Below are 1,578 nucleotides of genomic sequence, written 5' to 3'. Positions count from 1 at the left end.
GAGCGCAGTGAAGGTGTCCTGTTCCAGACTAATTCGGTCTTGACCTCCGATAAAGTTAAGAATGCTATCGAGACCCAAATTGCTTGAATTGAAAGCTGCTCCACTGTCAAAACTAAAGGTAGTAATACCGTTGCCACTGATTAGGACATCATCACCATCTCCACCAACCAGATTGTCATCGCCATCACCTCCAATCAGAGTGTCATTCCCGGCATCTCCAATCAGGTTATCATCACCAGCTCCGCCAACCAGGCTATCATTGCCAGCATCACCCCTGAGGTTGTCATCACCGGCTCCGCCAATCAGGGTGTCGTTGCCATTACCACCAATACCAACCAAAGGTAACACAGCATGGCTTCCGTCCAGGAAGTCATTACCATCACCACCGTTAAAGACTACCAGCTGTACATCAGTACCGGACAAGTCATTAACAGTTAAGGTGTCATCACCCCCAAGACCATTGATCTCAAACTGTTCTACATCATTGACATTCAGGTTGAACAGACCGAGATTCAACCGCTCAAAGCGTACCCTGGGGCCAAAGGGGTTGAGGGCAAAGTTATCTCCGGCACCATTTGCGCCATTGACTTCTACCACATCAAAGCCAGCACCCCCTTCCATGATATCGCTGCCATCACCGTTATTCCAAATCAGTCGGTCATCACCATCTGCGCCATTGATATTGTCATCTCCGCGATCGCCAATCAGGGTATCATTGCCTTTACCACCATCTAGAACATCAATACCATCACCACCGCTTAATAAATCATTGCCATCTTTGCCATCAAGTAAATCTTCCCCAGCAGCCCCTGCCAGGGTGTCATTGCCAGCACCCCCATCAAGAAGGTCATTGCCACCCACACCTAGTAAGAGGTCATTGCCAGCACCCCCGATCAGGTTATCGTCACAGTTGTCTCCTACTAGAGTGTCATTACCTGGACCACCGATTAATGTATTCATGAAACTTACTCCTGAATTTTTCAGAGATTGTGAGTAGGTATCTATAAGGGCGTTGCTTAATAATGGAATGATTTTAAGAGTTTTGTGGAATGGGCAGGATGCCAACCCTACTCCTATTCATTCCTTAATTCAGCCATGCCGATTCAATTATACTATTGATATAGCACTACGCATTCAGATTAAGACATTTGTAAACTCCGAAACTTACTCATAGCTTACTTCTGACTTCTGACTTCTGACTTCTTACTTGCGCGTAGCGCTATACTATCTCGGATAAGATTACCGTTTGACAGTACCCTTTAGGGTACCTAAAGGGTACCTTAAAGGGTACCTAAAGGGTCTGAGGGGTGACATGCAAATTGAATCATACTACTTGTTCAATCAGTTCATGTAGGGTGGGCAGTGTACCAGACAGATTCACCAAGCTGGGCTTTGCCCGTTGCTAGGCACTGCCCACCCTAGGATTAATCACAATGGTTCGAGATCTCAGTTTAACGGAGAGGAAGAACAGGGGGAAACCGGCCAGATCAAGGAGATTTTAACTAGTCAGTTATTTCCGAGACGGTGTACTAGTCGTTATACAAAGATCAGATCCCCTTGGTTATAGGCACCAGCAAC

Annotated in this window: 1 protein-coding gene; it reads right to left on the bottom strand. The window is 46.4% G+C overall.

Translation table 11 applies throughout. From position 1 onward, the window contains the following. A partial coding sequence (locus tag F6K53_RS41255; protein ID WP_293086122.1) for a calcium-binding protein occupies positions 1 to 960 on the bottom strand: 960 nt, incomplete at its 3' end. Positions 961 to 1,578 lie beyond the last annotated feature (618 nt).

This window comes from Moorena sp. SIO4A1 (genome assembly GCF_010672065.1).
Classification (GTDB): domain Bacteria; phylum Cyanobacteriota; class Cyanobacteriia; order Cyanobacteriales; family Coleofasciculaceae; genus Moorena.
The sequence above is the reverse complement of the archived record's forward strand: the minus strand, read 5'-3'. Positions and strand labels throughout refer to the sequence as shown.